General features: G+C 55.7%; 24 protein-coding genes and 1 pseudogene. 9 read left to right on the top strand and 16 right to left on the bottom strand.

The window, feature by feature from the left end; translation table 11 throughout:
• Window positions 1-16: 16 nt before the first annotated feature.
• Complete coding sequence (locus tag Q8O73_RS16035) at window positions 17-469, bottom strand: nucleoside deaminase (RefSeq protein ID WP_305559202.1); 453 nt, start codon at window positions 467-469, stop codon at window positions 17-19.
• 154 nt (window positions 470-623) lie between these two features.
• On the opposite strand from Q8O73_RS16035, the gene Q8O73_RS16030 reads away from it, so the two are divergent.
• The 6 genes from Q8O73_RS16030 to Q8O73_RS16005 all read left to right on the top strand — a co-directional run bounded on the left by Q8O73_RS16030 (window position 624) and on the right by Q8O73_RS16005 (window position 7,046).
• Window positions 624-1,352 carry a gamma-glutamyl-gamma-aminobutyrate hydrolase family protein gene (locus Q8O73_RS16030; protein WP_305559201.1) on the top strand — a complete coding sequence of 243 codons (729 nt, stop codon included), beginning with the start codon at window positions 624-626 and terminating at the stop codon, window positions 1,350-1,352.
• Window positions 1,349-3,103: a pseudouridine synthase gene (locus Q8O73_RS16025; protein WP_305559200.1), complete on the top strand. Its 1,755-nt coding sequence runs from the start codon at window positions 1,349-1,351 to the stop codon at window positions 3,101-3,103. The genes Q8O73_RS16030 and Q8O73_RS16025 overlap by 4 nt, the downstream gene beginning before the upstream one ends.
• Before the next feature lie 6 nt (window positions 3,104-3,109).
• Entirely contained in the window at window positions 3,110-3,685 is a 576-nt protein-coding gene (gene rsmD / locus Q8O73_RS16020) for a 16S rRNA (guanine(966)-N(2))-methyltransferase RsmD (RefSeq protein WP_305559199.1), read from the top strand.
• Window positions 3,686-3,706: 21 nt separating this feature from the next.
• Window positions 3,707-4,294: a helix-turn-helix domain-containing protein gene (locus Q8O73_RS16015; protein WP_305559198.1), complete on the top strand. Its 588-nt coding sequence runs from the start codon at window positions 3,707-3,709 to the stop codon at window positions 4,292-4,294.
• 71 nt (window positions 4,295-4,365) lie between these two features.
• Window positions 4,366-5,520: a CynX/NimT family MFS transporter gene (locus Q8O73_RS16010; protein WP_305559197.1), complete on the top strand. Its 1,155-nt coding sequence runs from the start codon at window positions 4,366-4,368 to the stop codon at window positions 5,518-5,520.
• A 149-nt stretch (window positions 5,521-5,669) separates the two neighbouring features.
• Window positions 5,670-7,046: a serine hydrolase gene (locus Q8O73_RS16005; RefSeq protein WP_305559196.1), complete on the top strand. Its 1,377-nt coding sequence runs from the start codon at window positions 5,670-5,672 to the stop codon at window positions 7,044-7,046.
• Between the two features lie 61 nt (window positions 7,047-7,107).
• On the opposite strand, the gene Q8O73_RS16000 is transcribed toward Q8O73_RS16005, so the two are convergent.
• The 3 genes from Q8O73_RS16000 to Q8O73_RS15990 all read right to left on the bottom strand — a co-directional run bounded on the left by Q8O73_RS16000 (window position 7,108) and on the right by Q8O73_RS15990 (window position 9,780).
• Window positions 7,108-8,577: an AMP nucleosidase gene (locus Q8O73_RS16000; protein ID WP_305559195.1), complete on the bottom strand. Its 1,470-nt coding sequence runs from the start codon at window positions 8,575-8,577 to the stop codon at window positions 7,108-7,110.
• Window positions 8,578-8,974: 397 nt separating this feature from the next.
• Complete coding sequence (locus Q8O73_RS15995) at window positions 8,975-9,253, bottom strand: hypothetical protein (protein ID WP_305559194.1); 279 nt, start codon at window positions 9,251-9,253, stop codon at window positions 8,975-8,977.
• Entirely contained in the window at window positions 9,253-9,780 is a 528-nt protein-coding gene (locus Q8O73_RS15990) for a sigma-70 family RNA polymerase sigma factor (protein WP_305559193.1), read from the bottom strand. Before Q8O73_RS15990 ends, Q8O73_RS15995 begins: the two co-directional genes overlap by 1 nt.
• Window positions 9,781-10,126: 346 nt before the next feature.
• Between Q8O73_RS15990 and Q8O73_RS15985 the strand changes: the two genes are divergently transcribed.
• Window positions 10,127-10,336, top strand: a complete 210-nt coding sequence (locus Q8O73_RS15985) for a hypothetical protein (RefSeq protein WP_305559192.1) — start codon at window positions 10,127-10,129, stop codon at window positions 10,334-10,336.
• A gap of 74 nt (window positions 10,337-10,410) precedes the next feature.
• On the opposite strand, the gene Q8O73_RS15980 is transcribed toward Q8O73_RS15985, so the two are convergent.
• Both Q8O73_RS15980 and Q8O73_RS15975 read right to left on the bottom strand, forming a co-directional pair.
• Entirely contained in the window at window positions 10,411-10,935 is a 525-nt protein-coding gene (locus Q8O73_RS15980; protein ID WP_305559191.1) for a YqaA family protein, read from the bottom strand.
• Window positions 10,936-11,081: 146 nt separating this feature from the next.
• Complete coding sequence (locus Q8O73_RS15975) at window positions 11,082-11,513, bottom strand: hypothetical protein (protein WP_305559190.1); 432 nt, start codon at window positions 11,511-11,513, stop codon at window positions 11,082-11,084.
• Window positions 11,514-11,727: 214 nt separating this feature from the next.
• Between Q8O73_RS15975 and Q8O73_RS15970 the strand changes: the two genes are divergently transcribed.
• A complete protein-coding gene (locus Q8O73_RS15970) occupies window positions 11,728-12,231 on the top strand; it encodes a Dps family protein (protein WP_305559189.1) in 504 nt (167 codons plus the stop codon).
• 88 nt (window positions 12,232-12,319) lie between these two features.
• Window positions 12,320-13,693: a diacylglycerol kinase family protein gene (locus tag Q8O73_RS15965; RefSeq protein ID WP_305559188.1), complete on the top strand. Its 1,374-nt coding sequence runs from the start codon at window positions 12,320-12,322 to the stop codon at window positions 13,691-13,693.
• Here the strand turns inward: Q8O73_RS15965 and ftsY are convergent.
• From ftsY to Q8O73_RS15915, 10 genes and pseudogenes are all read right to left on the bottom strand, one after another.
• Window positions 13,690-14,625 (bottom strand): signal recognition particle-docking protein FtsY, encoded by a 936-nt coding sequence (gene ftsY, locus Q8O73_RS15960; RefSeq protein ID WP_305559187.1) that lies wholly within the window; start codon window positions 14,623-14,625, stop codon window positions 13,690-13,692. The genes Q8O73_RS15965 and ftsY overlap by 4 nt on opposite strands.
• Window positions 14,622-15,869 (bottom strand): tRNA (N(6)-L-threonylcarbamoyladenosine(37)-C(2))-methylthiotransferase MtaB, encoded by a 1,248-nt coding sequence (mtaB, locus tag Q8O73_RS15955; protein WP_305559186.1) that lies wholly within the window; start codon window positions 15,867-15,869, stop codon window positions 14,622-14,624. The genes ftsY and mtaB overlap by 4 nt, the downstream gene beginning before the upstream one ends.
• Window positions 15,870-16,044: 175 nt before the next feature.
• On the bottom strand, window positions 16,045-17,088 hold the full coding sequence (locus tag Q8O73_RS15950) for a GGDEF domain-containing protein (protein WP_305559185.1): 1,044 nt from the start codon (window positions 17,086-17,088) through the stop codon (window positions 16,045-16,047).
• 148 nt (window positions 17,089-17,236) lie between these two features.
• Entirely contained in the window at window positions 17,237-18,166 is a 930-nt protein-coding gene (gene argB, locus Q8O73_RS15945; protein WP_305559184.1) for an acetylglutamate kinase, read from the bottom strand.
• 44 nt (window positions 18,167-18,210) lie between these two features.
• The gene (gene yihA / locus Q8O73_RS15940) at window positions 18,211-18,873 is read right to left on the bottom strand and encodes a ribosome biogenesis GTP-binding protein YihA/YsxC (protein WP_305559183.1); all 663 of its coding nucleotides are present in this window, start codon (window positions 18,871-18,873) and stop codon (window positions 18,211-18,213) included.
• Between the two features lie 75 nt (window positions 18,874-18,948).
• A complete protein-coding gene (gene yidC, locus Q8O73_RS15935) occupies window positions 18,949-20,658 on the bottom strand; it encodes a membrane protein insertase YidC (RefSeq protein WP_305559182.1) in 1,710 nt (569 codons plus the stop codon).
• 48 nt (window positions 20,659-20,706) lie between these two features.
• A complete protein-coding gene (gene yidD, locus Q8O73_RS15930; RefSeq protein WP_305559181.1) occupies window positions 20,707-20,997 on the bottom strand; it encodes a membrane protein insertion efficiency factor YidD in 291 nt (96 codons plus the stop codon).
• Window positions 20,994-21,455: a ribonuclease P protein component gene (rnpA, locus tag Q8O73_RS15925; RefSeq protein ID WP_371135098.1), complete on the bottom strand. Its 462-nt coding sequence runs from the start codon at window positions 21,453-21,455 to the stop codon at window positions 20,994-20,996. Before rnpA ends, yidD begins: the two co-directional genes overlap by 4 nt.
• Before the next feature lie 16 nt (window positions 21,456-21,471).
• Complete coding sequence (gene rpmH / locus Q8O73_RS15920) at window positions 21,472-21,606, bottom strand: 50S ribosomal protein L34 (protein WP_007091264.1); 135 nt, start codon at window positions 21,604-21,606, stop codon at window positions 21,472-21,474.
• A gap of 162 nt (window positions 21,607-21,768) precedes the next feature.
• Window positions 21,769-25,606: pseudogene (locus tag Q8O73_RS15915) on the bottom strand (hypothetical protein); the annotation flags it as partial.

The following is a 25,606-nucleotide window of genomic DNA, read 5'->3' as shown; positions in this document are numbered from 1 at the left end:
CAGGAAGAATCCAGCCCTACCGTAAAGACCCGAAAAATTCCCGCAGCAACCGGCTGGCTTCCACCTCGCCAATCCCGCCATAAACATCGGGCCTGTGATGGCAGCTTGTGCTTTCAAAAATGCGCGGGCCGTGGTCGATGCCGCCGCTTTTGGGGTCATAGGCCCCGAAATAAACCCGACGCAAACGGGCAAAGGAAATCGCGGCTGCACACATCGGGCAGGGCTCAAGCGTCACATACAGATCGCAATTGGGCAGACGCGGTTCACCTTTGGCCCCGGCCGCCGCCCGGATCACCAGAATTTCGGCGTGCGCCGTCGGGTCGTTCAATTCCTCGGTCAGGTTTCCAGCCCGTGCCAGAACTTCACCGCTATCGGAATCGACCAGAACAGCCCCCACCGGCACCTCGCCACGCCGGGCCGCCGCACGCGCCTCTTCCAGTGCCATATCCATGAAACTGTCTGCACTCATTGCTGATTCCATCCCGGTCTGGCTGGGCGTGCCCAAGGTTACTGTTTTCTTTTGCCGACAAAGATTGCAATCTGGACCCTGTCGGGTCAAGCGATCAGACGATAACACAGATTAAGCCGTTGCGGGCAGCGCGACCGCGGGATAAACAGCCACCATGAACACAACACACAAAAAGCCGGTCATCGGCATTACCCTTGATTCCGAGCAACCCGGCGGATATTCCAAATTCCCGTGGTATGCGCTGCGCGAAAATTATGCCGGTGCCGTTACCGCCGCAGGCGGTATTCCAATGCCCCTGCCCCACGAAATTGATCTGGTGCCTGATTTACTGGATCTGATTGACGGTCTGGTGGTGACCGGCGGGGCGTTTGATGTTGATCCGTCATTGTTTGGCGCACAGGAACGCCACAGCACAGTCGTCACCAAAGACCGCCGCACCCGGTTTGAATGGGCGATGGCCGAAGGCGCGCTGAAACGCGACATGCCGGTTTTGGGTATTTGTGGCGGGCAGCAATTGTTGAACGTTATTCTGGGCGGGTCTTTGATCCAGCATATCCCCGATAGCGTGGAAGATTGCCTGCCCCATGAACAGCCCAATCCGCGCAATGAACCGGGCCATGATGTCAGTGTCGAACCGGGTACGTTGCTGGCACGGATTGTGGGCGATGTCAGGCATTTGTCGGTCAATTCCGCCCATCATCAGGCGGTCGGAACGGTCGGGCCGGGGGTGATTATCAATTCACGCGCATCTGACGGTGTGATCGAAGGCATCGAACACCCCGGTTATCGTTATTGTCTGGGCGTGCAGTGGCACCCGGAATTCCATATCAGCAGCGGGGATTCCAGAATTTTTGATATGCTGATTGCAGAGGCCGCGAAATGAACGACACCCCCAAAACCCCCGATGACGCCCTTGATCCGGCCCCGGATTCCGATTTCGACTCGGAAACCGATGAGGCGCTGTTTACCGATACTGATAGCGCCGCAGAAGAGCCCGAGGCCATCGACGAAGACGCAGAAGCCGAAGAACTGGAATCCGAACGCATTGCCAAACGCATTGCGCGGTCCGGGGTCTGTTCGCGGCGCGATGCCGAACGCATGATTTCCGAAGGCCGGGTGCGGCTTAATGGCCGCAGGCTTGACAGCCCGGCCACCACCGTCACCGATGCCGATATCATCCTGATTGATGGCAAACCCCTGCCGAAAAAAGAACAGCCGCGTTTGTGGCGTCTGTTTAAAAAACGCGGATTGGTCACCAGCCATCGCGACGAACAGGGCCGTGAAACGGTATTTGAACATTTGCCGCCCTATATGCCCCGTGTGATTTCGGTCGGACGGCTTGACCTGAATTCCGAAGGCTTGTTGCTGCTGACCAATGACGGCGAACTGGCGCGGTATCTTGAACTGCCTGCCACCGGCTGGGCGCGGCGGTATCGGGTGCGGGTGCATGGGCGGATTGACGAATCAAAACTGGCCGAACTGGCCAAGGGCATTACGGTTGACGGCATTCATTATGGATCGATTCAGGCCGAAATCGATGTGCAAAAAGATTCCAACGCCTGGATGACGATCACGCTGCGCGAAGGCAAAAACCGCGAAATCCGCAAGGTGATGGAACATCTGGGATGGCCGGTCACACGCCTGATGCGGCTGTCTTATGGCCCGTTCCATCTGGGTAATCTGGCACCGGGCGATGTCGATGAAATTACCGGCAAGGTGATGAAGGAACAACTGTCATCGTTTTTCAAGGGCGATACCGGCAAGGTATCGGAAAAGCAATCCGGGGCCAAAATCGGCACCGCCCGCGCCAAGCCGAAACGCAAGATGTTGCCGCGTTCGTCAAACTGGCACGACGAAAGCAAACACAAGCAGGATAATCGCGGGGGCCCCGAAGCGCGCGAAGCCCGTGAAGCCCGGCAACAACGCGACTATCAACGCGACCGTGACGAAGCACGGGATCGGGATCGCCCGGAAGACGATAATCATCGTGACAACCGCGATTATCGCGACAACAACAGCCGCAACGAAGGGTATCACAGTCAGGATATGCGCGGTGGCCGCGACGACCGTACCCCGCGCGACCGCCGGGATGGCAAAACCCGCCCGACCGCCCCGGTATCATCAGGTGAACGCATCGTCCGGTCCACACCGTGGCGCGGCAATGACGACCGCGATGCGGACAGAAGCAGCGGCGAGCGCCCGACCAACAAAGGCCGGGGCCGCTATGGCGCAGAACGGGCCGAACGTCCCGAACGCGGCGACCGGAATGACCGCGTCATCCGTCAGGGGCGCGGCGATGCACCTGACCGGTCGACACGAGACGAAAACCGGAGCCGACCGGATTTCTCAAACCGACCCGCCCGACCCGGCAGCAAACCGGACGGACGAAAATCGGATGGGCGTAAACCCGATGGAAACAAGCCACTCGGTAACAAACCACTGGGCAGCAAGCCCGCTGGAAACCGCCCCCTTGGCAGCAAACCGGCTGGCAATAAACCCGCAAGTAACAAACCGGAATCGTCCAAACCCGCAGGCGGCAAACCGCAAGGCAATCGCCCGGCGGGCAACCGGTCCGGCGGAGCCGCCAAACCGGCAGCCGGACGGGGTGGATTTTCTCGCGGCAAAAAGGATTAGGCGGTCATGCGTATTGTCGGCGGCGTCCATCGCGGACGGGTACTGACGTCTCCGGTCGGGAAGGATATTCGTCCGACCCTTGACCGGGTGAGGGAATCGCTGTTCAACATTCTGAACCATGCCGGGCGCTGGTACGATACCGGGCGCAATCCGGTCTATGACGGGCTGGTGCTCGATGCCTTTGCCGGATCCGGTGCGCTGGGGATCGAGGCTTTGTCACGTGGTGCCACCCATGCCGTATTTTTTGAACGCGACGAAGCCGCCCTTGCCACCATCAGCCGCAATATTGCCGATCTGAAACTGGGCGATCAGGCCAAGGCCCGTCGGGCCGATGCCACCAAACCGCCCCACGCCAGCCAACCGGCAAGCCTTGTGTTTCTGGACCCCCCCTATGGTCAGGATTTGCTGTCGCCCACCATCGCCGCCCTGAAGGCGGCAGGATGGATCAATGCGGAAACCCTGATTGTGGCCGAACGCGACCAGCGGGACACGGCCCCCACCCTGCCGGGGTTGGAAATTCTCGACAGTCGCAAATATGGCCGGTGCCAGATTGAAATGATGCGGTTTTACGATACAGTGTGATGACCTTTCCGGGAAAAGGATATGGAACGCCTGCCGCCCCTTGATGCCGATGCCGAATTTGGCCGCCAGTTGCGGCAATGGCGCCGCGCATCCGAGATCAAACAGGATCGCCTTGCCGATATTCTGGGCGTGACGCAGGCCACCGTCTCGCGCTGGGAACAGGGGCAGCAAAACCCGGCCCCGCTGCACCACAAACTGTTGCAGGACATGATGACGCGCAATCGAAATTTCCGGCTGGATCAGGCGATCAAACGTCTTGTCTGCCAGTCGCGCCAGCGGGTTCATCTGATCGAGGATCGCAGCCATCGCCTGTTATGTTCTTCCCTGCCCCGGCAGGAAGAATGGCAACGTCCCGATGACGATCTTTTGGGGCAATCGCTGTGGCGGTTTGCCACCCCTGAAATTGCCGCCGCCGAAAAAAGCCTGCATGATATGGGTTGGCACGATGATCAGGCCGATCATATTGTTTTCGCCACATCGGGTCGCGATGGCCCGCCCATGCCAATCATGGATCGTTATATTTTGTGGGAACGGTTTTTCCTGTCCGATGGCACGGCGGTGCGCCTGACCACCGGCTATGACACTATGCCCGTGTCCTCGCCCGTATAAATCATACGTGGCACGAAGGCGGGGTTTCCGGTTAAAAACGGCGTCCAGTTGATGTGCCGGGCGTCTTTGTGATGAATCCCTTTTTTGCGATCCTGTTATTATATGGCATGGGCCTGACGGCCTCGATGCAGGTCGGGCTGATGGGGCCGATTGCCCTGTCGTTACGTGCGGGCTTTGATCTTAACCAGGCGCAATTCGGTCTGGTGGCATCCCTGATCACGGCTGCCGGGGCACTGTTTGCGATTCCGGCAGGCATCTGGGCATCGCGGCTAGGTCTGAAACAGTCGGTCCTGCTGGGTGGCAGCATGATGATAATCGGCAGCATCGTGTTTTCCAATGCCGATATCACCGCACAGCTTTATGTCGGTCGCCTGATCACCAGTATCGGCTATTTATTGATCGTGGTGGCTGCACCCAGTTGGATGACCCGTCTGGGTGATGCCCGCATCGTTGCCTTCGCCATGAGCATCTGGGGCACTTTTGTGCCGGTCGGTATTGCGCTGGGATTGTGGCTGAGTGCCGGTCTTGTTGAAACACTGGGCTGGCGGGTGGCCGTGATGGCATCCGGTGTGCCGGTCATTGTCCTGTTGCCCGGCCTGCTGTTGTTTCCCAATCCGTCCTTGCAGTTTGACCGGTCGATGATGTCGGGCATTCTGGGCGTTCTGACATCGCGTGCCGCCCTTCAGGTCGCCCTGACCTTTGGCGTTTTTGCCGGGGCAACATCGGCCGCCATTACCTTTATGCCTGTCATGCTGGTGGAAAGGCTTGCGATCAGCACGACAACTGCCGCCACCCTCATCGGGGTGACAACCATTCTGGGGAATATTGCGGGCAGTATCGGGGCGGGCATAATGCTGGCGCACGGGCGTTCCGGACGCCCCATGATCATGGTCGGGTTGATCGTGATGGCGGCATCGATTGCCACGATTTTTCTGACCGGTTCCCTTATGGGGATTATTGCCACCCTCGGGTTTTTCAACCTGGCGCAAGGGGTGGTGGCCGGCACCTGTTTTGCCTTGTTGCCGGGTATTGCCGGACGTCATTTATCCATGCCCGCCCTGCAAGGGATGCTGGCACAATTTGCCGAGATTTTTGTGGTGTTGCTGCCGCCCGTTACCGGGGCGATGGCCGATGCCAGTGGGTGGCGCGGGGCGGCATTTATTCTGTCGGGATTTTATCTGACCGGCATGGCGGTGATCCTGATACGGCAACGGCGTATCACGTGAATCCTGCTTTCATATCTTCGCGCATATGAAACTATACATACGGTCTCTTGACCTGTCTGGCAAAGCGGGCGACCTTTGTCGCTTCGCGGGGCAAGGGATATCGAATGGGCTGGATAAAAGGCATCTTCATCGGATTGATCTTGCTTTGCATGCTGGCTATTTCCGCGTTTTTTATCTGGCTGGCACCGGTCGGGGCCGCCTATACCGCCAAGATGATGTGTTCGGCAATTTTCGTCAGCCGCCTGTCATCAGAACGCGCCCTGCGCGAAGATGTTCTGGCCGATAACAATCCGGTTTTGTCGCTGATTACCGCCAATGTCGATTTGCGTCATCAGCGCGTACATGCTCATGCCTTTGGCTTTCGCACCCGGATTGCCGTCTATCGCCCGCATCTGGGCTGTACGCTCAGCACCAGGGAACAGGCCGATGCCCTGCAAAACAATGTGCCGGTGATCCGCCAGATTGCGACAGAGCCGTTGCAGACAGCCTCCTTGCCACAAAACATTGATGGCAAAAAACTCAATGACATCCTGAGCGATGCGATGGATGAACCCGGCAGCCATCCCAGCCGCCGCAGCCGCGCCATTGTCGTCCTGCATCAGGGCAAGGTGATTGCCGAACGTTATGACGACGGGATTACCGTCAATACCCCGCTGCCTGGCTGGTCGATGACCAAAAGCGTGTTTAACATTCTGTTGGGGCGCATGCGCCATGAAGGCATACTGCCCTCGCTTGACACCCCGGTTCTGATCAATGAATGGCGCGGACAACCGGCCGATCCGCGCAATGCCATCACTTATGACAATCTTTTGTCGATGACCGGCGGTCTGGCCTTTGATGAAAGTTACTGGAACCCGTTATCCGATGTCGTGCAGATGCTGTTTACCCAGCCCAGTGCGGCGGCCTTTGCCGTAGCCCGTCCGCAGGAACATGCGCCCGGCACCATCTGGGCCTATAATTCTGGCACCACCAATATCCTGTCCGCAGCAATGCGCAATCTGACAGGCTCCACCGCCGCCTATCAACGTCTGCCCTATGAATTGCTGTTTCGGCCACTTGGCATGAACCGGGCGGTGATCGAAACCGATAGCGAAGGCTATTTTGTCGGGTCGAGCTATATGCTCGCCACCGCGCGGGAATGGGGCAAAATCGGGCAGTTTTTCCTGCAAGATGGCATCTGGGAAGGACAACGACTGTTACCCGAAGGCTGGGTTGCCCATGCCACCACATCTGCCCCCGCCGCCAATGGCGTTTACGGGGCGCATTGGTGGTTGCAATTGCCCGGTGCTGACGCCACACCACAGATCCCCGACGATGCCTATTTCGCGCTGGGCCATGACGGGCAGTCCTTGACGGTGATCCCGTCAAAGGACCTGGTGATTGTCCGTCTTGGTCTGACCCGCAATCGCGAATCTTTTGTCCTCAGGGATTTTGTCACCGGAATTGCGGCTGCGGTGCCTGATCGGGTTGAAAATGAAAACCTGCCCGCCGACATCCCGCAAGATGCCGATCCATCACAGAATTGACCCCAAAAAGAAATGATCCGCCTGCCATAACGGCAAGCGGATCACAGAAACGCCAACAGGTTTAGCGAAACGCCGGTTCGTCCAGCGACCGTAATTTGCGGGAATGGAGCTGATTGATACCATTGCGCAAGGTATCGACCGTATGCAGGCCGATTTCAAGATGCTGGCCGATGCGTTGACGATAGAAGGTATTCGCCATTCCCGGCAGTTTCAATTCGCCATGCACCGGCTTGTCCGACACGCACAGCAATGTGCCATACGGCACGCGGAACCGGAAACCGTTGGCAGCGATGGTTGCACTTTCCATATCGACCGCAATGGCACGGGCCTGATTGAGGCGGACAAACAATTCACTATATCGCAATTCCCAGTTCCGGTTATCGGTGGTTGCCACCGTGCCTGTGCGCATCCGGGCTTTCATTTCCTTGCCGGTCAGGCCGGTAACATTTGCCACCGCCCCCGCCAGCGCGACCTGGATTTCGGCAATCGGCGGCACCGGAACCCATAGAGGCAAATCCTGATCCAGAACATGGTCATCGCGCACATAACCATGGGCAAGCACATAATCGCCCAAAAGCTGGCTTCGGCGCAAACCGGCGCAATGGCCCAGCATCAACCAGCAATGAGGTCGCAGAACCGCAATATGATCAGTTGCGGTTTTGGCATTGGAAGGCCCGACCCCGATATTGACCAATGTGAGCCCAAGGCCGTCTTCGCGCACCAGATGATAAGACGGCATCTGCGGCAATTGCCGGACAGCTTCGCCACCGGCCTTCCATGATTTCGGGGCATTTTTCGCCACATGAATGCACGGCCCCGGTTCAATAAAGGCGATATAGGGGCTTTTGGGATCATCCAGCTGTGCCTTGGCATATTCGATGAATTCATCGACATAGCGCTGATAATTGGTGAACAGCACGAATTTCTGGAAATGTTCCGGTGCTGTCGCGGTGTAATGGCGCAACCGCGCCAGCGAATAATCCACCCGTTCGCCGGAAAACAGCGACAGCGGTTTGGGCATATCACCACTGCGATCATGCCCGCCATTGGCGATGTCATCATCGGTGCGCGCCAGATCGGGCATGTCGAACACCATCTGCAACTGGCGAATATCGGTCGGACCGATATTGTCGGTTGCGGTTTCGGCAACGAATGGCAACGGAATCGGTCGGTCCGAGACGCCAACCACCACCGGCACATCATGGTTTTTCAACAGAAGGCTGATTTGTTCGCGGTAATATTGTTCAAATATATCGGGCCGGGTCAGGGTCGTGCCAAATACCCCCGGATCGCGTGGCGCACCGTAGGAAAGCGTGCTTTCGACATGGAGTTTTTCCGGCGGAACCTCGATCCCCAGATAAGGATAATAGGCGCGCACAGGCGATGTCTGCTGACCCTTGCCAAACCGCACAAAGGCCTCGCGCACGGCATCGGCACCCGTATCGTAAATGTCGCGGATGCGGGCCAGAGCCTTTTCGGTATCGGTAAATTCAAAAAGATCGCGGACGGATCCGTGTGTTCCTGAAATCATAAATTGTGCTCCTTTTTATTTTTGTTTGTTGTGAGCCGGAGATTTATCACCGCCCGCCCCGCTTCTGGCAACCCCCAATTGCGCGCCCCCGGCATGCACGACACAAAATCAGTCTTTTTGCAAAAATGCCGCAAAGCCATCAGAACCTTTTATAATCATCCTTATATCTGGTGATCATGGCGGGATTTTCAAATTTTCCAAATGACAGTTTCCGGCAGACAGGCCGAACCGGTAAGGGTCATAAAAACCGACAGGGAGGCAATCGGGCCGGAGTCGGGACAAAAAAAGGCCGGAGCTGAACCAAAGCTCCGGCCTACTGGCGGGGAAGGGTCTTAGACGTTGAGGGAAAAGACAATCGACCCCGACAGATAATTTATCTGACCATTGGTCATTAAAGTCAATACTCTTTCGGACGTATCGATCTTACACCTGACATATTTTGAAACAGCCCGGCATTTTCAGCCAGTTCATGCAGTTTCTGCCACCGGCGATAGGCCATCAGATCAACCGGCTGGCGATTCAGCAGCAGCCGTTCCCTGATTTCGCGAATCGTGCAGGCCGCCATCGGATCGTTTTGCGCAAGATTTTCAATGTCGCGCCGTTCTTCGGGGGGCAAATCCCCGCACATATAATCAAGGATGTCCTCCTTGCCGTAAATGGCAAGTGTGCAGGGCATTACGCGGCCTCCGGAACAAACTTCGAAAACTGCTGGCGCGCTTCAATCATGCCAACCGATGCGCGCAATTTGCGGCGGGCCCGACCGACACGGGATTTGACCGTACCGACTTCGACATTCATTTCGCGGGCGGCATCCTGATAGGACATATCATTGACAGCCGTCAGCATCAGTGCCTGTTTTTCCTGGGCAGGCAAACCGCGCAGCACCCGGTCAGCATCGCGCAATTGCAGGCGTGCTATCTGGTTGCCGCCATGTCCGTAAACATCACCCATATCGTCCCAGTCCATGTGAACGCCACGGGTTTTCTCCCGGCGAACCAGCGAAATAAAGGTGTTGAACAAAATCCGGTGCAACCATGCCTTCAGGCTGGTGCCTTCCTCGAACTTGTCCCTGTTGCTAAGCGCCTTGACGAGCGTATCCTGAACCAGATCATCAGCCCGATCCATCGCCCCTGTCAAACGGCAGGCATGGCGACGCAGTGCGGGAATATGACCTTCAATTTCATTCATAACTTGGTCAGACATCACAACCTCCATTTGTTGGATGAAAAAACCATAACAAACAAATAAGGCATTAAAAGTAAAATATCGTACTTAACTTTGGTAATATATTGAATATCCGCCACATTATTAACATCATCAATATGATCAACCAACGAAATACCCTCAAAATACTTACTATAATCAACAAACATATAATATTTATTTTGAGTAAAATGCCAATTTCACTCAAGGAACAGAACTGCCGTTATCTGGTTGTTTTATGGAAGAAATGGCGATAACGTCACTTACTCCAAAATCCTCCAAATCCCGGCCTGTCAAAGGTTACAGGCCGTTTTAACGGTGGATTGACCGTCACAAGGAGCCCCCGTTGGCAAGCCCGAAAAGAACCGAAAAACTTCAGATCATGCTCGATGACGAGGAACTGAGGTTCATTGATGACTGGCGGTTCCAACACCGCATGCCAACCCGCGCTGCGGCCATTCGCGAATTGATCCGTCGTGGATTGATTGCCGAAGACATCGACGAGCCCGAAACCGAGGGCAAATCAACCACTGATTTCCGCATCGAACCGGAATAAACACCCAAAAACCGTCTGACTGTGATGTTCGGGCGGTTTTTTTTGAAATCTGTTTTGCGAAAATGCCGCCGAAATCAGACAGGATGACTGTTGTCATCCGCCTTTTTGAGCTTTTTACCCTCGAAAATGCGGGCCATGCCGACACCAAATAAGGCGATCAAGGCAAAAAGCCCGTAATACCGCACCGCCCGCGACAGGGTAATGGCGATCAGGAACAACCAGAACGGATAGGATGTCACCCCTGCGGCAAGGGCGGCCAGTTGCATCGGCACGGGTGTCAGGCTGATGACAAAAACCAGCCAGAAGCCGCCTTCTGCAAACCGCTGTTCAATTTCTGAAAATTGCTGTTCTGCGCCCCACATTGTCATTAACGGGGCCACAACCTCGTCATACAGGCCCAGCCCCAGCCCATAGAGAAACACTGCCCCCAAAACACTGCCCAGCAAGGTCACACTGGCAATCACCATGCCCCGACGGCGCGATACCGCCATCAGCGGGGCGATAATGATTTCAATCGGGATCGGAATGATGGTGGTTTCAAGGAACGAAGCAATGGCAAGCCCGCCCAGCCCCTTGCGGCCTGCGGCCAGTTTTTCCATCCGGGAACGGATACCATGCCATCTCTGTTTCAGGCGCCCCCCAAATCCTGGCGCACTATTCGTCATAAAATCAGCCTTCAGGACCGATCAAAACAAACGGCCCGACCTTTTCGGGCGGGCCGTCAATCTCATCATACCGAAGGAAGTTATTGCGCAGCCGGATCGTCCGACAGGGCACGTTCAGCATCCTGCAAGGCTTTCACCGTGCCAGCCTTGACATTTTCCCATGTTTCGGCAGAGGAATCCTGAACATCATCAAGCGATTCACTCACACTCGCCTTGGTCGCGGCCCATGCTTCGGCAAGGTCATCAGCAGTTTCATCGCTCTGCTCGGCAGCAGCGGCAGAAACCTCATCATATTTCCGGCCCAGGGCCGCGGTTTTTTCCTCAACCCATGCACTAAAATCATCTTTCTGCTCAAAGCCATATTCCTTGGCTTCTTCATATTCACGTTCGGCGGCGTTGCCTGCCTTTTTCGCATCCGACTTGATGGCATCATCGGTCTGCATGGTCCCGCTGTGGGAATCGGCATAAGCCGGAACAGCAACAGCAAGAGACATCACAACAGTACCAGCCATCAATACAGTCTTATAAAGCATCACAACCTCCATTTTTGATTAAGACATGGCATTTACTTTGCCACTGCCTGTCATAACACAACGAATGATCGAAAAATTTGTTCCCATTAAGGCGGTTTATTTTGTGGAACCTTCACCCATACCGCACGTTTTACCCTTAAGAAATCAGGTTACATCGCCTGATTGACCCCGAAATAACGAACAGGAGCCGAAAATGGCACAGAGCAGCATGCAGAACATTGCCAGGGAATTTCCGGTCAAATCCGGCGTGGACCGCAAGGACCGCAAGAAACTGGCGCAGATGTTGACGAAAATTGTCGGATCGTCCCATGTGCTATATGCCAAAATTCGTGGTGTTCACTGGAATGTTGTCGGTCCGGCGTTTTATTCGCTGCACAAAATGACCGAAGAACAATACGAAGATTTGAATACGGCGATTGATGACATGGCCGAACGCATCCGCGCCATCGGATTTTCCGCACCGACCGGCCTTGCCACCATGATGGAAGATTCCATCATCACCGACCAGACATCCCTGATCAACGCCAATGACATGGTGCAGGAACTGGTCGAGGATCATGAAAAAATGGCCTGCCTTCTGCGTGACGGTGTTGGTGCCGCCGACGAAGTGGATGATGTCAAAACCGCCGACATGCTGACAGAACGGGTCGGCGTACATGAAGAAGCAGCATGGATGTTGCGCGCCATCATTTCCTGACCCTGCCTTGCCCAAACCCGGTGTCACAATCATGCCGGGTTTGGACGGTTTTATGTTTATTCTGATATCCCTGACGGAGGATCATCGCGTGAAGGCTTCGGATTTAACCGGCAAAGTGTTGTTACTGTTAAACCGGACCAAAACACCGGATCGCTGGCGCGAAGATGGTGCGCAAGCATTGCGTGGCGTATTTGAGGATGCCGGATATCAAACCGAAATGCGGTTTTGTGACGATCCGGGCGAAATGATCACACACATCACCACCGCAACCCGACCGGGCGATATCGTCGCCCTGGGCGGCGGCGATGGCACGATCAATGCCATTCTTGATGCGGTGATCACGGCCAAGGTTGTTCTGATTGCCCTGCCAATGGGAACAGCCAATGATTTTGCCCGCAGCCTGTGCCTGCCAGATGACCCTATTCAGGCTGCCCAGGCCGCCATCAATGGTCAGATCGCCCATCTGGATATCGGGCGGGTGAATGACAAAAGTTTTGTCAACGCCGCCAGTATCGGGGTTCCTGCCGATGCCCGTAATCGCATCAACCCGGATTTGAAACGCTGGGCCGGGGCGTTGAGTTATGCGGTCGCAAACTGGCAAAGCTGGCACGAGATGGACCCGTTGGCACTGGACATCTCGTGCCACGAAACAACTGAAAAACTTTTGGTCCGGCAATTGACCATCACCAATGGTCAGTATTTTGGTGGTGGCCTGCGCCCGCGTGACAGCAAGCGTCTGGATGATGGCAAATTGCACATGTTTGCCATCCGTGCCGATGTCGATACCTTGTCGGGCATGGATATTGCCGCCGATTTGTTGTTTGGATCGATCGACAACAGCAATCTGGCGCTGACCCGCGAATGCACCGACATAAAAATCGACTGTGACACCGCCCATCCGGTTTTGGCCGATGGCGAAATCATCACCCATCTGCCTGCCCGGTTTATGCTGAAAACCGGCATATTGCCGGTCTTTGCCCCGATGGCCTTTACCGGCACGGCGGACAACCGCGACGGGTTGGCGCATGCCGATATCATCAATGACATTACACTGGATGCCGAGGACCTTGCCGTTCGTCTGGGCGCAATCCGCGATGTGGCACAAGGCAATGCCCTGAAATCGCTGTGTCATGATTGCGCCGACAGCCTGCGCAATATCAACCGACGTCTGGAATTGGGATTGCGGCCCTATGATTTGCCAACATCCTCCCCCGACCCGGATTTGCACAGCCTTGAAGAATTGCGCGACCGTGCCCTGTCATGGGTGATCGAGAATATGGACCCGCGTCTGGCGACCGGCCTGATCGCCCAGATCACGCCCCTGCAACACCAGATGGCATCCTGTGACCTGACCGGATTGCCCGATGATATTCGCAACGCCTTGCAGGATATGGTGGTATTGTTTGACTCAATCCTGCCAGATTTGCGCAGGATTGCCGAGACCAAAAGTACCGGGGATTAATCCGCCAATCCGGCAAGGCTGCGGGCAAAGGCCCGGGCCTCGAACGGGCGGAGGTCCTCGGCGGCTTCGCCAACGCCAATCGCATGCACCGGCTTGCCAAATTTTTCGGCCAGCGCCACAACAACCCCGCCCTTGGCAGTACCATCCAGCTTGGTGACAATCAGGCCCGAGACATTGGTGGCTTCGGAAAAAACTTCCACCTGATTATGGGCATTCTGGCCGGTGGTGGCATCCAGTACCAAAAGCGTATCATGCGGGGCCGTTTCATCGCATTTGCGAATCACCCGGACGATTTTTTTCAATTCGTCCATCAGATGCGCCTTGTTTTGCAACCGCCCGGCCGTATCGATCAGCAACAGATCATATCCTTCGCGCCGCGCCTGTTCGATGGCATCAAACGCCAATCCGGCAGCATCGGCTCCGTCACCGCGTGAAATCACCGGGCACCCGGTACGTTCGCCCCAGACCTTAAGCTGTTCAACCGCAGCCGCCCGGAATGTATCGCCTGCCGCCATCATGACTTTCAGGCCCTGATCCCGATAGGTTTTGGCAAGTTTGCCAATCGTTGTTGTCTTGCCCGATCCATTAACCCCCACCACCAGCACAACATGGGGTTTGCGTCCGGCATCAATCATCAGGGGGATAGCGACCGGTTCAAGGATTTTGGCGACTTCGTCGGCGATAAATTCCTGAATTTCACCGGCTTCGACCTGCTTGTCGAACCGGGTGCGCGACAATTCCGCGCCCAGTTTTGCCGCCGTGGCAACGCCCAGATCGGATGTAATCAGCAAATCTTCAAATTCTTGCAGCGCCTCATCATCCAGACGGCGCTTGGTAAAGATATCGGCGATTCCGGTGGTCAGTTTGGAAGAGGACCGTTTTAACCCGTCAGTCAGACGGGAAAACCAGCTTTTTTTGACCTCTTCATTCATCCGACAAGCTCCGCTATCAGTTTACCATCTTCAAGGCCGGTGACTTTCGCCTTTGCAATTGTGCCCGGTTCTATCACGCGGTTGACCATAACAGGAGCAAAATGCTCCGTATGGCCGGTGTTTTCCTTTTCGATCAGCACGTTTTCCACCATGCCGACCCTTGATGCCAAAAAGGCGTTTAATTGCCGGTCGCCGGTTTCACGCAGGGCGGCGGCACGCTGTTTGCGCAAATCTTTTGCCACTTGCGGCATTTTGGCCGCCGGGGTGCCGGGCCGCGAGGAATAGGGAAACACATGCAGATAAATCAGCCCGCATTCCTCGACCAGACGGCGGGTATTTTCGGCCATTTCATCGGTTTCGGTCGGGAACCCGGCAATGATATCGGCACCAAAGGTCACATCGGCGCGCAAATCGCGGACCTTGTTGCAAAAATCGACCACATCCTGACGCAAATGGCGGCGCTTCATGCGTTTGAGCACCATATCATCACCCGCCTGCAAACTGATATGCATATGCGGCATCAGGCGCGGTTCGGTGGCAATCATGCGGAAAATATCGTCATCGACCTCGACCGGATCAACCGATGAAATGCGCAAACGCGGCAATTCCGGCACCTGGGCCAGCAAACGGCGTGTCATCTGCCCCAATGTCGGTTTGCCGGGCAAATCATGGCCATAAGATGTGATATCCACCCCGGTCAGAACCACTTCGCCATAGCCATTGGCAACCAGTTCGCGCACCTGACTGACAATCTCGCCCATCGGTACGCTGCGCGAATTGCCGCGACCATAGGGGATGATGCAAAAGGTGCAGCGATGATCGCAGCCATTCTGCACCTGGACAAAGGCGCGGGCGCGGCCTTCAAATCCGGCGACCAGATGGCTGGCGGTTTCCTGAACCGACATGATATCATTGACCACCACCCGTTCATGGGCGGCGTCAAAAAAGGTTTCGGCCTTCATCTTGGCGTCATTGCCAAAAATCCGGTCGATTTCTGTCATCCCGGCAAATTTGTCGGGATTGACCTGTACGGCGCACCCGGTCACAAAGATTTTGGCATTGGGATTTTCGCGACGCAGGCGGCGAATGCTTTGCCGCGCCTGACGTTCCGCCTCGGTCGTGACAGCACAGGTATTGATGATGATGGCATCCTCAATACCGGCATTTTTGGCATGGTCACGCATCACCTCGGATTCATAGGTGTTCAGACGACATCCAAATGTAATGACACGCGGCTCTGTCATGCCCGGCTTTCTTTGGTTCTGATCAGTGATTGCAAGTATCGCCAAACGGCAATGCCCGGCATCGTCAAAACCGTGCCGGGCGCTGGTTACATACGCCGATGATGCCCTGAATGCAAGTCTGCGCCCGTATCACCAATGCATTCCCGGCAAGGATCAGCCATGACAGATACGCAAATCACCCCGATACTGCGGCACAATAACGATCCCGACCGGCATCCTTGGCGCGATAAAGCGCACCGTCGGCGCGGTCAATCAGGGAAAACGGTCCTTCGCCCCGCACATATTGCGCGATCCCGATGGAAATCGTCATATTGCCATAAGATGTGCCGCTGGCCTTGGCCCGGATATCGCGGGCGCGAATTCGGCTGCAAATATCACTGGCCAACAATTCTGCATCGGCCAGAAGGGTATCGGGCAACAAAACCACAAATTCATCACCGCCATAACGCGCCACAATATCGCGCCCCTTGGTGTGCGCTTTCAACATCCCGGCAATCAGCACCAGCACCTCGTCGCCAATCCGGTGACCATGCCGGTCATTGATCTGCTTGAACTGATCAAGATCGACCATCATCACGCAAAACGGTTCGGTAGAATCTCCGTCTTCATCATATGTCCGGCATTGTTCGGCCAGAATTTCTTCAAGATGCAGGCGGTTTGACACCCCGGTCAGGCCGTCGGTATAGGATCGTTCACGAGTTTGTTGCAATTCCTGCTGCAAATGGGTGATTTTTTGCTGGTAGTGCGCCAGTTGCTCGCCCAGCGTTGCGACCGTACCCCGCACTTTCCGTGTATGCACAACGATCCGGTCTATGATCTCGCCGGTTTTTTTGTCGTTACGCAAAGTCTTTTGGGCGGCCTCCAGAACCTCGCCATAAGCCCCCAGTTCGCTGTGGGCCGACGCGATGGTTTCCTCGCTGTTACAGATAACGTCGTTAAAGTCATCCATACCGCGCCGCAGGAAACTGGCGGCCTGCCGATCAAAAATATACCGGTAATACAGCCGCAACAGGGTTTCTTCACTGATCGGTTCGCCGCTGGCGCGGGCGGCGTCTATTGCGCGCAGAACTTCCGGGTTTTCATCGGCGTGATACACGAACCACACATGATAAAATTCCGGGCAGGGCCGCAATCCGTGCGTTCGCAACATGTCCAATGTGGCATTCGCATAATCCCAATGGCGGGAATCACCTTCGGTTTCCATGGTGCTCACATTCATCGCTCCGACCCTGTGACGCCATTTGCTGCCAGACGACAGCAAATAACGGCGTTTCTTTTTGTCCCTGTCCGCATATCCAGTGACATGCAGGTAATATGCGACAAAAAGAAGGCCGGAGCGGATGACAAATATGTAACCGAATCGGACGTCAGTTCCCGCGGATCATGGTTCCGGCACCGCGCTCGGTGAACAGTTCCAGCAAAACCGCATGGGGCGCCCGTCCATCTACGATGACTGCCGCCTCGACCCCGTTGCAAACCGCATCCATACAGGTTTCGGTTTTGGGAATCATCCCACCCTGAATGGTGCCATCGGCGATCATCGCATTAATGCTGTCAAGATCGGCATCCCGGACCAGTTTCTTGTCCTTGTCCAGAATCCCTTTCACATCGGTCAGCATATAAAGACGACGAGCCCCAACGGCCTTTGCAATCGCACCGGCTGCCGTATCAGCATTTATATTGTATGTCTGGCCGTCATCGCCAACCCCGATCGGGGCAATTACCGGAATAATGTCTGTATTGGTAAAACAATCAAGCACATGCGGGTTGACCTCAACCGGTTCACCGACAAATCCCAGATCCAGAACCCGTTCAATATTACTTTCAGGGTCTTTTTTGGTGCGGGTCAGTTTGCGCGCCCGGATCAGATTGGCATCCTTGCCGCACAGACCAACCCCAACCCCGCCTGCGGCATTGATATTGGAAACGATTTCCTTGTTGATCTTGCCTGCCAGAACCATTTCAACAACATCAATCGTCTGCTGGTCGGTAACACGCAAACCATCGACAAATTCCGACTGGATGCCCAGTTCCTTCAGCATCTGACCGATTTGCGGACCGCCGCCATGCACAACAATCGGATTCATCCCGACCTGTTTGAGCAACACCACATCCTGGGCGAACAGGCGCGCCAGTTCCGGGTCTCCCATGGCGTGACCGCCATATTTAATGACGATTTTCTGGCCGTTATAACGTCGCATATAGGGCAGGGCTTCCGACAGAACCTTGGCACGGGCCAGCGTCCGGTAGGCGCTTGATTCCGCATTATCGTCTTCGGTCAGATTGTCCTGATTCATTATGCTTCCCCATATTCAGACATTATTTTGGCCGGTAACGGCGTTTACGCGAATTGCGAGATTTCAGCACGCAATTCGGCAATGCCGGTATTCTTCTCGCTTGATGTGGCGAAAATTTGCGTCAGGGCGGCCGGATGCTTTTTCAGGGCATTGACCACTTCGACAATACGTTTTTCCATTTGCCCCGTTTTCAGCTTGTCCGCCTTGGTCAGGACAACCTGATAGGACACCGCCGAACTGTCGAGCAACTTCATCATTTCCAGATCGGCCGATTTAAAGCCATGCCGGGAATCGATCAAAACAAAAACGCGCCGCAACGTTACCCTGCCGCGCAGATATTGCTTGATCATGTCCTGCCAGCTTTCCACGATCCCCTTCGGGGCCTGGGCATAACCATATCCAGGAAGATCGACGATGTTCATCACACCGTCCAGATCGAAATAGTTCAATTGCTGGGTCCGGCCCGGCGTGTTGGAGGTCCGCGCCAGATCGCGACGGCCGGTTACGGCGTTGATCAGGCTGGATTTACCGACATTGGACCGCCCGGCAAAACAAATTTCGGTTTTGTCTTCTGCCGGAAGCTGATCAAGATTGGCAACGCCCAGCATAAAGGTAATCGGGCGGGTAAATAATAACCGCCCGGCTTCGAGTTGTGCGTTGCTGTGTGTCGGGATCATGCTCACCGACGGCAATTTTTCTTCGGTCATCGATTTCCTTCCCCCGTCCGGGGAAGCCTCGGGGGCAAAACGCATATCATCTGCATTTTGCCCCCGTGACGGGGATCACATCCCCATTTTATACATGATATAGCGCTGTTGCGCGATCGACAGCAGGTTGTTCCATGCCCAGTAAATCACCAGACCGGCCGGGAAACTGGCCAGCATGACGGTGAAAATCAACGGCAGGAACATCATGATCTTGGCCTGGGTCGGATCGGCAGGCGCCGGATTGAGTTTCTGTTGCAGGAACATGGTAACCCCCATGATCAGCGGCCATACGCCAATCATCAACATCTGGGGCGGATCCCACGGAATCAAGCCAAACAGATTAAACAGCGATGTCGGATCGGGTGCCGACAAATCCTGAATCCAGCCAAAGAACGGCGCATGACGCATTTCGATGCTGACAAACAGAACCTTGTACAGCGCAAAGAACACCGGAATCTGAACGACAATCGGCAAGCAACCCGACGCCGGATTGATCTTTTCACGCTTGTAGATCGCCATCATTTCCTGCTGCTGGCGCTGCCGGTCATCAGCGAACTGTTCGCGCAGCTTCACGATCTGCGGCTGCAATTTTTTCATCGCACTCATGGATTTGTACGATTTGTTCGCCAACGGATACAGCACCGCCTTGACCAGAACGGTAAAGATCAGGATCGACACCCCGAAATTCCCGACCAGATGGTTCAGCCATTGCAGAAACAGGAAGAACGGCTTGGTCAGGAAATAAAACCAGCCAAAGTCAATCGCCAGATCGAAATTGGTGATCCCGTATTCTTCGGCATATTGGTCCAGAAGGGTGACTTCCTTGGCCCCGGCAAACAGGCGGGTTTCCGATGTTGCCGATGTGCCGCTGGCAATATCGCGCCCGCTGCCCAGATAATCTGTCTGGAATTTGTCGGTATTGTTTTCAAGATGATGGCTGAACCGCGCCGTCAGGGCTTCGTCCTGCGTCGGGGCAAGGGCCACCAGCCAGTATTTGTCGGTAAGACCCAGCCAGCCACCGGTGGTTTTATATTCTTTCGCAGCTTTGGAATCGACCAGGTCGTCATAGTCGATTTCCGTCAGGGTGCCATCAATCACGCCCAGCGGGCCTTCATGAAGAATGTAAAACCCGGCTGTTGTCGGCAGGCCTTTGCGCGAAATCAGGCCATAGGGATGCAGGACAACATTGCTGCCGCTGTCATTTTGGACGCTTTGTTTGACCGAAAACATATAGTTTTCATCAATTGAAATCGTGCGTTCAAAAACCAGCCCCGCGCCATTATCCCATGACAGGGTCACCGGATTTTCCGGCGTCAGGGTTTCGCTGTCGGCCTGCCATTGGGTTTCACTATTGGGGACAACAATATTGCGGTCCGAGGCGACCCAGCCAAATTCGGCGAAATAGGCGTCATTCCCGCCAGCCGGATTAAGCACATGGATCAGCGGGCTGTTATCGTCTTCGGTTTCGCGATAATCCTGAAGCTGAATATCATCAATCAGGCTGCCGACCAGACGAATCGATCCCTTGACCCGCGGCGTATCAATGCTGATGCGCGGCGAACCGGCAAGGGCGGCGTCACGATTAATGGTCGGAACCGCTGGCATGCCCGGCACTGTCGGGGTTGTCGCCGACGGTTGCGGTACGGTGCCATTGACTCCCAATTCTTCGCTGATCTGCGCCTCGCGAACCGCATCACTGGGTTCGGGTGCGAAAAAGAATTGGAACCCCAGCAGAATCACGACCGACGTTGCAATCGCGATCCACAGGTTACGTTGTTCGTTCATCGCCTCTTTCCGCTTTCGTCCGGTGACCATGATGGCCTTACCGGGATCTTATCCACATGACGAAAGCGCCGAAGACCCGGCATCCCGGTCCGACGGCGCTTCTTTTTGCCCGCATTTGCAGCCGGGCACCGGATCATAACCATGACCACCCCATGGATGGCAACGCATGATCCGCTTAAACCCCATCCAGCCGCCTTTTATCGCACCATGCCGGGCCAGGGCTTCCATCATATAGGCCGAACAGGTCGGCTGATAACGGCATCCCCACCCGATATAGGGTGACAAAACAAGCTGGTAACCGCGAACGGCCAATTGCATCAAACGCGCCAGAGGACTCATGACGGGACTCTTGAAACGGGATTCCCTGTTGCCGGTTTTCCTGATCCTTTACCACCACGACCCTTTCGGGGGCGTGGCATATAGGGTGCAGAAGGTTTGGCATCGGGGAGTCGCTGCAAGGCCGCGCGCATGTCATCGATCAAATCGGCAAACGGGCGTTCGATGGTTTGCTGCCGTCCAATCACGACATAATCCCATCCCGGCACGGCCAGATCGATGACAAGCTGATCCGCCACGGCACGCAAACGCCGTCGAACGCGATTGCGTACAACGGCCTTGCCTACCTTTTTGGTAACGGTAAAACCGATTCGGGCGAATCGATCCTGTCCGGCGCATTCTGTTGTTCCGGAATCACCAACAGGGCGCGGAGCGCCCTGAAGGATCAGACCGGGTGTAACCCATTTACGGCGGGTGCCTGCCACGCGGAGAAACTCCGCGCGTTTTTTCAGGCGCTCCACCGTAACGGTCACAATCTTAGGCCGACAGACGCTTGCGGCCCTTGGCGCGGCGTGCGGTCAGCACGCGGCGGCCACCGACGGTCGCGCTGCGGGAACGGAAACCATGACGACGTTTCCGGACGAGTTTGCTGGGCTGGTAGGTGCGCTTCACTGCACTTACTCCGTTTTCTGACTGAAGGTAATCCGATAAAATTCAAGGTCCGCTGTATAGGGCCTCCCGCCAGTGCTGTCAATCGCTGCACGGGCATTTAACCCTATAAAACCAGTAATGCCGCCGGGTTTTGCGCCCAGCGGCATAAAATCTGTTTTCAACTCACCATTCGATACGTTCGACGTTGCTAAAAGTCAACTCGCTTCCGTCGGAAAAGACGATTGTTCCCGACGAATCGCTGCTGAGTTCCAGATAATTGTGGTTTGTTTTGGTAATGCTGCCGTCATCCAGCGTCAGGGTCCAGTCCCCGGCATTTAATTGCGAATCATTGGCCCCGCGCAATTCGATGGTATCGGTTGACCAGCCTTCCTTGCCGCCATCGAAATAATCCGATCCATCGCCCATGCCGAAAATGAACAGATCGGACCCGCCGCCGCCGTAAATCTCGTCATTGCCGATGCCGCCCTGCAACGTATCATTGCCATCCCCGCCAAACAGGGTGTCGTCCCCGGCTCCGCCAAACAGCTTGTCGTTGCCAGCCCCCCCGTTCAGGGTGTCATTGCCGCCATCTCCATACAGGGTATCATCACCGCCCCCGCCGACCAGGCTGTCATCACCGTCACCGCCGGACATTGTGTCACGCCCCCATCCGGCGCTCAGCCTGTCATTGCCGGTTCCACCATCCAGATAATTATCGCCCCCCAGCGCGGTCAGATAATCATCGCCTGCACCGCCAAAGAAACTGTCATCACCATAACCGCCCGAAATCGAGTCTGCGCCCTCTTCGCTCCAAACCTTATTGTTACCATTCCCGACATCGACAACATCGTTCCCCGCTCCGGCGGCCACCGTATCGCTCTCGCTGCCTGCCATGATGGTGTCATTACCACTGCCGGTTATGATGATGTTTTTACCTTCTCCGGCCTCGACGCGGTTATTGCCGTCTCCGGCATTGATATAATCATCCTTGCTTCCGGTATGGATGCTGTCATCGCCGCTGCCCGACATCACACTGTTCTTGCCTTCACCGGCATGGATGAAGTTGTTGCCGTCGCCTGCATTGATGGTATCGTCACCGCTTCCGGCATAAATCGTATCGTTGCCGCTGCCAGTGGCGATGGTGTTTTTGCCTTCACCGGCATAAATCAAATTATCGCCGCCGCTGGCATAAATTTCGTCATCCTTGCTACCAGCCGTGACGTAATCATTGCCTTCACCGGCATAAATCGTGTTTTCACCCTCGCCGCCATGCACGGTGTCATTGCCGTTCCCGGCCCAGATCGTGTCATCCCCGCCATCGCCGGTGATGTAATCATTCCCGTCCCCGGCAGAAATCACATCTTCGCCATTTCCGCCCCAGATGATGTCATTTCCGGCATTGGTATAAATCGTATCATCCCCACCACTGCCCGAAACGGTATCATTTCCCGAACCGGTGACGATGGTGTCGTCTCTTTCACCACCCCAATAGGTCTGATCGGGGTCGATCTGTATCTGTTCAATCGTAACGTCCAGAATCGCTGTTGTGGTCGCCGTATCCGTGCCGTCACGTGATTGTGCGGCCACGATCAGTTCAAACGACCCGACATAATTGGCCGCCGGAATCAGGCTTAAGCCTGCCAGCTGTTGCGGCGTCAGGGCCCAACTGCCATCGCCATTATGCGTCCCTGCCGACAGGGTGGCCCCATCGGGCACACCGGAAATCGTGATGCTCAGAACCTCGTCGGGATCGGTCAGGGCAGCATCAATATCCAGCGCAATGGCGCTGCCGGTTGTTCCCGCTGCATCTTCGACCGACAGGTCCGGCGTATCGGCAACGGGGGTGACGACCACCGTGATGATGTCCGACACACTGTTGACGTCGTCGCCGTCGCGCGATGTCACCGTCACGGTCAAATCCATTGATCCGCTGTAATCTCCGACGGGGGTGATGCTCAGCCCCGTCAGATCCTCCAGCGCCAACGACCATGACCCATCACCATTATCGGTCCCGGCGGACAGGATCGCACCATCCGGTACGCCCGAAATCGTGATGCTCAATGTTTCTGAAGGATCGCTGCTCGCACCGGCATCAACATCCAGCGTAATTGCACTGTCTTCGGCACCGCTGGCATCGGCGACATCCAGCGTTGGCGTATCGGCAACCCCGGTGACCTCAACCTGCAAGGTTTCGCTGACACTTGTGCTGTCGGCACCGCTGGTCGATGTAGCGCGGACGGTCAGATCAAAACTGCCGCTATAATCGTCGGGGGGGGTGATGGTCAGCCCTTCAAGATCGCCCGGCGCAAGCGTCCATGTGCCATCGCCATTATCGACCCCGGCAGACAGAACCGCCCCCTCAGGCACACCCAAAATCGTAATATCCAGGGTTTCCGTAGCATCGCTCAACACGGCACCGATCTCCAGCGCAATGGCTGTATCCTCGGTCCCGGTACTATTGGCGGCCGTCAGTTCCGGTTGCTCGGCAAACGGATCATAGGCAACGCCATCGACAAAAATGTCCAGATTCTCGACATTGACAATATCAACACCCAAAGCGGACAGTGATATTTGTGATTCCTGGTTTTTGCCGTCCATATGGGCACGCAGGGTCTGCAAATCGGCCAGAATATCGGGATCGGCAAGCTGTTCCGCGCTCAGATGGATTTCCAGCGTGTCGGTCCCGCGCCCGCCATCCACCAGCCCCTGTTCCTGATCGCTTTCAACGGTATAGATGATCCGGTCATTACCGTTTTCACCATATAAAAGATCATCCCCCGACCCGGTCAGGATATCATTCCCCGACCCGCCATACAGCGTGTCGCTCCCGGTTCCGCCGTCCAGGGTATCGCGGCCACTGCCTCCCCAAACGGTATCGTTTCCGGCACCCGCACTCACCGTGTCGTTGCCATGGCGCGCATCGATCACATCATCACCATCGCCGGTGACAATCACATCCTTGCCATTCCCCCCAATCACCGTCTGACCGGGGATCACCGCGGCTTCGACTGTCACGGTCACAGTCCCGTTTGCCGAAGCACTGTCGTCCCCATCAACCGAGGTCGCCCTAACACTCAATTCAAACGAGCCTGAATAATCAGCCGGTGGCGTAATCGTCAGGCCGGACAACTGATCCGGCGTCAGTGACCATGAACCGTCACCATTGTCCGTCCCGGCAGACAAGACCGCGCCTTCCGGCACATTGCCTATCGTGATGCTCAGAACTTCCGATGCATCGGTCAGGGCAGCATTGATATCGAGTGCTATCGCACTGTCTTCCGTGCCGCTGGCACCGGAGACATCCAGCACCGGCGCATCGGCGACACCGGTAACATCCACCGTGATCGTATCCGACACCGACGCAACATCTTCACCGTCAACCGAGGTCGCGGTGACACTCAAATCAAACGAGCCCGAATAATCAGCCGGTGGCGTGATCGTCAGGCCGGAAATCTGATCCGGCGTCAGCGACCATGAGCCATCGCCATTGTTCGTCCCGGCAGACAAAGTTGCACCATCAGGAACGCCAGAGATCGTCACAGACAGAACTTCGCTGGAATCACTCAGCGATGCATCGATATCAAGCATTATCGCAGAATCTTCGGCCCCCGATGCATTGCCAACTGCAAGAATTGGTGCATCGGCAACACCGGCAACATCTACCGTAATCGTATCGGAAACAGAAGCTACGTCCTCACCATCAACCGAGATCGCGGTAACGCTCAGATCGAACGAGCCTGAATAATCAGCCGGTGGCGTAATCGTCAGGCCCGAAATCTGATCCGGCGTCAGCGACCATGAACCATCACCGTTGTTCGTCCCGGCAGACAAGCTTGCACCGTCCGGCACATTGCCAATCGTAATGCTCAGAACTTCCGACGCATCTGTCAGGGCCGCATCAATGTCGAGTACAATGGCTGAGTCTTCGTTACCAGACACATTGGAAGTTTCCAAGGTTGGCGCATCAGCCACACCGGTAACATCAATCGTGATCGTATCGGAGACAGAAGCTACGTCCTCA

The organism is Thalassospira sp. (assembly GCF_030690045.1).
Taxonomy (GTDB): domain Bacteria; phylum Pseudomonadota; class Alphaproteobacteria; order Rhodospirillales; family Thalassospiraceae; genus Thalassospira.
The sequence above is the reverse complement of the archived record's forward strand: the minus strand, read 5'-3'. Positions and strand labels throughout refer to the sequence as shown.

Bases quoted from the DNA above. Each gene is read 5' to 3' on its own strand.
- ftsY (WP_305559187.1), bottom strand. From the start codon at position 14,625: ATGAATGAAGAGGTCAAAAAAAGCTGGTTTTCCCGTCTGACTGACGGG.
- mtaB (WP_305559186.1), bottom strand. From the start codon at position 15,869: ATGACAGAGCCGCGTGTCATTACATTTGGATGTCGTCTGAACACCTAT.
- Q8O73_RS15950 (WP_305559185.1), bottom strand. From the start codon at position 17,088: ATGAATGTGAGCACCATGGAAACCGAAGGTGATTCCCGCCATTGGGAT.
- yihA (WP_305559183.1), bottom strand. From the start codon at position 18,873: ATGACCGAAGAAAAATTGCCGTCGGTGAGCATGATCCCGACACACAGC.
- Q8O73_RS16000 (WP_305559195.1), bottom strand. From the start codon at position 8,577: ATGATTTCAGGAACACACGGATCCGTCCGCGATCTTTTTGAATTTACC.
- Q8O73_RS15970 (WP_305559189.1), top strand. From the start codon at position 11,728: ATGGCACAGAGCAGCATGCAGAACATTGCCAGGGAATTTCCGGTCAAA.
- yidD (WP_305559181.1), bottom strand. From the start codon at position 20,997: ATGAGTCCTCTGGCGCGTTTGATGCAATTGGCCGTTCGCGGTTACCAG.
- Q8O73_RS16025 (WP_305559200.1), top strand. From the start codon at position 1,349: ATGAACGACACCCCCAAAACCCCCGATGACGCCCTTGATCCGGCCCCG.
- Q8O73_RS15975 (WP_305559190.1), bottom strand. From the start codon at position 11,513: ATGGCTGGTACTGTTGTGATGTCTCTTGCTGTTGCTGTTCCGGCTTAT.
- yidC (WP_305559182.1), bottom strand. From the start codon at position 20,658: ATGAACGAACAACGTAACCTGTGGATCGCGATTGCAACGTCGGTCGTG.
- Q8O73_RS16005 (WP_305559196.1), top strand. From the start codon at position 5,670: ATGCTGGCTATTTCCGCGTTTTTTATCTGGCTGGCACCGGTCGGGGCC.
- rsmD (WP_305559199.1), top strand. From the start codon at position 3,110: ATGCGTATTGTCGGCGGCGTCCATCGCGGACGGGTACTGACGTCTCCG.
- argB (WP_305559184.1), bottom strand. From the start codon at position 18,166: ATGAATCAGGACAATCTGACCGAAGACGATAATGCGGAATCAAGCGCC.
- Q8O73_RS16015 (WP_305559198.1), top strand. From the start codon at position 3,707: ATGGAACGCCTGCCGCCCCTTGATGCCGATGCCGAATTTGGCCGCCAG.
- Q8O73_RS16010 (WP_305559197.1), top strand. From the start codon at position 4,366: ATGAATCCCTTTTTTGCGATCCTGTTATTATATGGCATGGGCCTGACG.
- Q8O73_RS15990 (WP_305559193.1), bottom strand. From the start codon at position 9,780: ATGTCTGACCAAGTTATGAATGAAATTGAAGGTCATATTCCCGCACTG.
- Q8O73_RS15995 (WP_305559194.1), bottom strand. From the start codon at position 9,253: ATGCCCTGCACACTTGCCATTTACGGCAAGGAGGACATCCTTGATTAT.
- Q8O73_RS15980 (WP_305559191.1), bottom strand. From the start codon at position 10,935: ATGGAAAAACTGGCCGCAGGCCGCAAGGGGCTGGGCGGGCTTGCCATT.
- Q8O73_RS16035 (WP_305559202.1), bottom strand. From the start codon at position 469: ATGAGTGCAGACAGTTTCATGGATATGGCACTGGAAGAGGCGCGTGCG.
- Q8O73_RS16030 (WP_305559201.1), top strand. From the start codon at position 624: ATGAACACAACACACAAAAAGCCGGTCATCGGCATTACCCTTGATTCC.